At 39.7% G+C, this 5,927-nt stretch carries 7 protein-coding genes; all 7 read left to right on the forward strand.

The features are described from left to right. Window positions 1–679: 679 nt before the first annotated feature. On the forward strand, window positions 680–1,186 hold the full coding sequence (locus tag RI561_RS13595) for a DUF2975 domain-containing protein (protein WP_395080792.1): 507 nt from the start codon (window positions 680–682) through the stop codon (window positions 1,184–1,186). 1 nt (window position 1,187) lies between these two features. Then, window positions 1,188–1,808 carry a DUF2975 domain-containing protein gene (locus RI561_RS13600; RefSeq protein WP_395080793.1) on the forward strand — a complete coding sequence of 207 codons (621 nt, stop codon included), beginning with the start codon at window positions 1,188–1,190 and terminating at the stop codon, window positions 1,806–1,808. A gap of 3 nt (window positions 1,809–1,811) precedes the next feature. Next, window positions 1,812–2,552, forward strand: coding sequence for a DUF2975 domain-containing protein (locus RI561_RS13605; protein ID WP_395080794.1), 741 nt, complete (start codon window positions 1,812–1,814; stop codon window positions 2,550–2,552). A 2-nt stretch (window positions 2,553–2,554) separates the two neighbouring features. Continuing rightward, window positions 2,555–2,764 carry a helix-turn-helix domain-containing protein gene (locus RI561_RS13610; RefSeq protein WP_395080795.1) on the forward strand — a complete coding sequence of 70 codons (210 nt, stop codon included), beginning with the start codon at window positions 2,555–2,557 and terminating at the stop codon, window positions 2,762–2,764. 134 nt (window positions 2,765–2,898) lie between these two features. Continuing rightward, on the forward strand, window positions 2,899–3,615 hold the full coding sequence (gene radC / locus RI561_RS13615; RefSeq protein WP_395080796.1) for a DNA repair protein RadC: 717 nt from the start codon (window positions 2,899–2,901) through the stop codon (window positions 3,613–3,615). Between the two features lie 159 nt (window positions 3,616–3,774). Next, entirely contained in the window at window positions 3,775–4,563 is a 789-nt protein-coding gene (locus tag RI561_RS13620; RefSeq protein WP_395080797.1) for an alpha/beta fold hydrolase, read from the forward strand. Between the two features lie 220 nt (window positions 4,564–4,783). Next, window positions 4,784–5,927: ABC transporter permease (locus RI561_RS13625; RefSeq protein ID WP_395080798.1), on the forward strand; the 1,144-nt coding region annotated here is incomplete at its 3' end.

Below are 5,927 nucleotides of genomic sequence, written 5' to 3' on the forward strand. Positions count from 1 at the left end.
TACCCGGAAGGATTGCCTAATTCCAGCATCCGCGCCTTTAATGAGCCTCTTATGGGCGGAACGGAGTAGGGAAGGGATATCCAATAATCAATCATGAATATTGAATATCTAAGTGATTGAGTTAGTTTTTCTGTGTTGGATATTGGTTATTCTCATTCTTGGAGACATTCCCGTGTAGCTAAAAATCTGAGTATTTTTTGGTCCTTATTTCTTATTGGACAACGGTTCTTCCAAGCCTTAAAAACCACCGCTATGGTGGAACATTACCAACAATTCAAAAATTTTGTCCTCCTGAGCGCCCGGCGGATTGCATTCGGTATATTATGGTGAACGCGAAGGATCTCAACGTCCTATTTGGGATATCATTCAACCTTTGAGATCCTTCGCGATATCCCTCCCAAACCTACATTTAGTAATAATGCGCTCAGGATGACAACTTAAGAGAGAGAAAAAAATATCAAAACCCGAGTCTCCAACACGATTATTTATAATTTTTCTATTGGCAAGACAGTATTCGACCTTCCCTCTTCTGCTATATGCTTTTTCTATTTATCAGAACTCACTTCCCTTGAATATTACTTTAATCGGCAACTATTTATTGTTTATCAATAAATTATTATTGCTTTTCATAATATTCTTCTTTTTCTTGGTGAGAGAACAAGAACTCATTTTTCTACTTATGGATTGGATCAAAAATAAACTACCAGCTCTGCTTAGTGGTGTCACAATTGTAGCTTTTGTATGCATTGCAATCTACTTGTTTGGTTTACTAATCATGGCTGCCGGAATCACTGATTTTGGACTTAGTCTTGCATCATCAACCGACTTCAGTACTGTAGTGCTTCTAATTTCATTTTCAAAAGCCTTTTTGTTAATAATCCTTTATCTATTTTGGGATATTCTACGGCGCATGAAACAAGGCCTTCCGTTCCAGAGTATCGTGATTAAACGATTTTACATTCTTGGGCTATTAGTTTTCATTTTGCCCTTTATAAACTGGGCCTCCATGGTTGTTTTTATCTTTTCTGATATCAACTTTCTTCAAAATGTGCTTCTCATCTCTACAATTGATTCCACTATCAATAAATTTGCATCTTTCCTTATTATGGGAATTATGCTGGCCGCTTTCGCGCATGTACTGAAAGAAGGGTTTAGCATCTACGAAGAACAAAAACTAACGGTGTAAGATGAAATCTCTCAAAGACAGAAACTCAGTTTATTATTCCTATGCCATCATTAACTTCTTTTGGTATGCCTTGTGTGTATTCTCAGTTCTTTTAATTGCTGATACCTTTAGGATTCATGGTCTCGGAAATTTACTTGGGACCTTAAATATCAGTATCCCAGTAGATGCCAATCAACTCACTCTTCAAACTGCTATCGATTCATCAATGATCTCCATTGATTCTGCAACCGCTTCTCTGAATGCAGAATACATCATGAATAATCATCGCGGGTTATATATAGGGATGATCAGCTCGCTTGTAATAGGTATTTCGCTATTCCTATTCGGTTTTTTTCAGCTACGCATGATACTTAAGTCGGCCCGAAACGATAAAGTCTTCACCCAAAAGAATATTAAACGACTCAAAATCATTGCCGGACTGATCATATTGTTCAAACCTTTCCAGTGGCTCATGTATCAGCTTTTTGTCGTCCCTATTGATGATTTATTGGTTGCCAACGACTTCTCTGTAAGCCTAAATTTTGAAATGGGAAGTTTTGTGTATGGATTGCTTCTTTTTGCATTGGCCTCTGTTTTCGAAAAAGGACATGATATGTATCAAGAATTAAAATTAACGGTATAAGACATGGATTTGAACAAAAAGATTTTCCCTGATTCTATTTTTCGTAAAGTGATAATCGGCCTGTTGCTGATATTTACCGGGATCAGTATATGGGCCAGTTTTATAGCGTTTCAGGGGATACATTCAATACTGAACAAAGATCACAGCCCCGTTTCCACCGCGGGTATGGAATCGTACGGGTCACATAGCTCTGTTGAATTCAGTTCTTTTCGGTTTTCACAAACAGCTAATTTGGATACCACTTTTACCTATGTTACCCTGAAGGATATAACCTTATCTGTTTCAAATGAAGAGGCTTTGAACATGCTTTCTTCTTCCTTAAAAAACGAAATGGTTCTTGGCATCTCCAGTCACCCTACTTTTGTGGTATCAGATTCCCAGCGCTCTTTTTGGGCCACTCAGGTCTACATGGAAATGGGTTTTCTGGCGAGCGCTTTTATATTGATGATATTGGCGATCATATGGATTTTATCATTCCAAATTGAAGAGTACAGGAAACTTTTCACCACTAAAATATATAGATGGGTAATGACATTTTTCTTTTTAATCTTCAGTGGGTTTATGATTGATGCTCTGCTCTATGCCCGAAAAATTAATTTTCTAAATACTGAATTTAACTTGGGATTATCCCCAACCGGAGGTATATCGCTTACGATGATGTTTGTATTATTCCTTCTCCTTTTTGTACTTATTTTTCTTCGAAAAGGAATTCCCATGCAGAATGAACAAGATCTAACGGTATAGCCATGGCCATAATCGTAAACCTGGATGTCATGCTGGCTAAACGAAAGATGAGCCTCACCGAGCTTTCGGAAGAGGTAGGCATCACCATGTCAAACCTCTCCATCCTCAAAACCGGGAAAGCCAAAGCCATTCGATTTTCTACATTAGAAGCAATTTGTGAAGCCCTGGATTGCCAACCGGGAGATATTTTGGAGTATTCGGAGGATGGTTAATGGTTATTCGTTATTGGAAAATCGGTTTTATCCCTAATAACGAATATCCATTTCACTATTAACGAAAAAAAACTGTAAGGAATCCCATTCTCATCGCTCTTACTAAGAAAGAATAAAAAATAAATCTTAGTATCATGAGCCATGAAGAATCTTTTTCTGTGGAAAACTTCCATAAGCGCACCGTTAAAGAAATGCTCCCCGATGAGCAACCGCGCGAAAAACTAATGAATTACGGAGCCGACTCCCTCTCTGATTCCGAACTACTCGCCATCCTGATCCGAACCGGCACCAAAAAAATGAATGTAATCGATACCGCCAAAGCGTTACTCAATCAATTTGGGGGATTGCATAATTTGGTTCGTAAAGACTGGCAAGCGTTAAAAGTGATTCCCGGAATTGCTAAAGTGAAAGCCATCACGCTGGAAGCTGCTTTTGAATTGGCTCGTCGACTACAGGTAGCAGCGCTCGGTGAAGAAATTCAGATTTCTTCTCCTGAGGATGTGAACGCTTATTTTGCCCCCAAACTTCGCCATCTCACCAAAGAAACTTTTATTGTCGGCTTCCTTGACAACACCAAAAAGCTGACCGGCTTCTCCAAAATCAGCAATGGCGGTAAAACAGCAACTATTGTGGATACCGCTGAAGTTATGCGCCAAGCAGTTCTAAATGAAGCGAATTCCATTATCCTAATCCACAATCATCCTTCGGGACACAACAAAGCCTCCACCGCTGATATCCAACTCACCAAACGCATCGCTGAATGCGGTAAACTCTTTGGCATTCCCGTGGATGATCACGTGATTATTGCAGGGTATAATTTTGTAAGTCTAAGAAGTGAGGGAGTTTTTTAGTCTGTAATTTTAAATGCTAAATGTTGAATGTTAAATGAGTTAGATATTCATTTAACATTCAACATTTAAAATTACCAATTAACAAAGTATCAAAGCTTATTTATAAATCCCCTCTTGTTTCCCATTGTTTGAAGTGTGAAGTTTGGCAAAATTTAGTTCATGGCAAATACTCACACATTTACATATCAAAAACAGGAAATCATCTACCAAAAAGTAGGGGAAGGAAAACCGTTGGTAATCCTACACGGGTGGGGAAGCAGCAAGCGGGTTATGATGCCGGTGGCTCATAATTTATCTCACCTAAGAACCAACTATGTCTTGGACCTTACAGGATTTGGAGATTCGCCCGAACCGGGTGAAGCATGGTCAATTGATGATTATGCTGATTCCATTCAAGCCTTCATTCAATCTTTGGAAGAAGATAAAGTAGATGTACTGGTTCATTCTTTTGGGGGACGCATTATCCTCAAACTCTGTGCCCGTGATTTTGGTAAAAAGCATATCGACAAAGTCTTGATCACAGGCGGCGCTGGAATGAAGCCGAAAAGATCAATAAAATTCTATCTCAAAAAATATACCGCTAAAACCCTGAAGGCCCCTTTTATGATCCTACCTGGTTCACTTCGTGAAAAAGCGTTGGGATGGCTTCGGTCTACATCGTTATGGAAGAGTCTCGGGTCAAGTGACTATTCCAAACTAAGTGGGGTTATGAGAGAAACCTTTGTGAAGTCAGTAACGGAATATCTTGAATCGAGTTTGCCCAATATTCCTCATGAGACCCTACTCATCTGGGGGCGAAATGATGAAGCCACGCCGGTGTATCAGGGAAAACGAATCGAAAAGGGGATTAAGAATGCTGCGCTGGTAATTATTGAAGACGCCGGACATTATGCTTTTTTGGATAAACCCAAACAGTTTGCGCGGATTGCGGAGGCGTTTCTTAAGTAGGTGTTAGATGAAAGGTTTTAGATTTTAGAGGTAAGACTTTTTATGCCTTGTGCCAGACGTTCGGCTTCGGTACGAGTAAAGTTAAATCTGTACACCTGCGAACAAGGGTGTTCGTATTCGAACGGTTTACGTGGATAAATGGGGCCTTTTACTCTAAATACAATGGTTGGCACACTATTTGTAAACTAACATATGACCCTTTTCAGCAAATCAATTATAGATGCTTTACCAATTTCTTAAAGTTTCATATCGGAACATAACAAGACATAAATTCTTTTCAGCTATCAATATTTTGGGGTTGATGTTGAGTATCACCATTTGCATTCCGGCGATGATGATTATCAAAAACCAACTGGAGTTTGATAACTTTCACCCACACCCGGATGAAACATTTAGGGTCATCACCCAAGTCAACTACAACAACGGAGATAATGAACGGTTTGCTAGCACTCCGGTCCCCTTGACGGAAGCATTACAAGAATATGAATTTGTTGATGCTATGGTGCCTATGTATCGAAACTTGTCTGGGAAAGCTTCAACCGAAGAAAAGTCCCTGAATATTTCCGGATCATTTACCAAACCGTCGTTCTTTGATGTATTCGGATTTGAGCTTGCATCAGGAAATGGAAAGTTCGCCCTTACCGAGCCTTTTTCTATTGTACTCACCGAGCATAATGCCCGCCGGTTTTTTGGGGATGAAGATCCCTTGGGTAGAATAATGTCCATTGAGGGAATCGGGGACTTCACAGTAACGGGTGTATTCAAAGAAATACCGCAGAACACCCATTTCAGAATTGGAGCCTTAGCTTCATTTAGTACTTTGCCCCTTTTACATCAGGATTCGGAAATATCCTCAAGCGTGGATTCGTGGAATGATTACCGGCGAAATTTAACCTACCTGAAGACCAAAGAAGGAACGTCGAAAGAAGCCGTTCTTGAAGCAGCCAAAACTATTTCAGCTTACAAAATAAACGAACTCAATTTTCCCGAACATGTAGAAAACTATCAATTTGATGTTCAAACACTTGCTGAAATTTCACCTGGAGAAGTACTTAGAGCTGATATCGGAGCGGGCAAGGCGTACCCAATGGAAAACTTAATTATTTTAATGGTTAACGCGCTTATAATTTTATTAATGGCCTGTTTTAACTACACCAATCTTTCAATTGCACGGGCCCTGAAGAGAGCAAAAGAAGTGGGCGTTTATAAAGTTTTAGGGGCATACCGGTGGCAAGTGATAACCCAATTTGTCATGCAATCTACTCTAATTGCAATGGTGGCGTTAATTTTAGCCTATGGTTTACTTCCCTGGATTCCTCTTCCGTCACGAATAATGGCAGAGGTTCAAAGCATCACTCCCGATC

The organism is Gracilimonas sp. (assembly GCF_031581265.1).
In the GTDB taxonomy this organism is placed as follows: domain Bacteria; phylum Bacteroidota; class Rhodothermia; order Balneolales; family Balneolaceae; genus Gracilimonas.

Coding starts and splice junctions, on each gene's coding strand:
- RI561_RS13595 (WP_395080792.1), top strand. CDS start 680: ATGGATTGGATCAAAAATAAACTACCAGCTCTGCTTAGTGGTGTCACA.
- RI561_RS13600 (WP_395080793.1), top strand. CDS start 1,188: ATGAAATCTCTCAAAGACAGAAACTCAGTTTATTATTCCTATGCCATC.
- RI561_RS13605 (WP_395080794.1), top strand. CDS start 1,812: ATGGATTTGAACAAAAAGATTTTCCCTGATTCTATTTTTCGTAAAGTG.
- RI561_RS13610 (WP_395080795.1), top strand. CDS start 2,555: ATGGCCATAATCGTAAACCTGGATGTCATGCTGGCTAAACGAAAGATG.
- radC (WP_395080796.1), top strand. CDS start 2,899: ATGAGCCATGAAGAATCTTTTTCTGTGGAAAACTTCCATAAGCGCACC.
- RI561_RS13620 (WP_395080797.1), top strand. CDS start 3,775: ATGGCAAATACTCACACATTTACATATCAAAAACAGGAAATCATCTAC.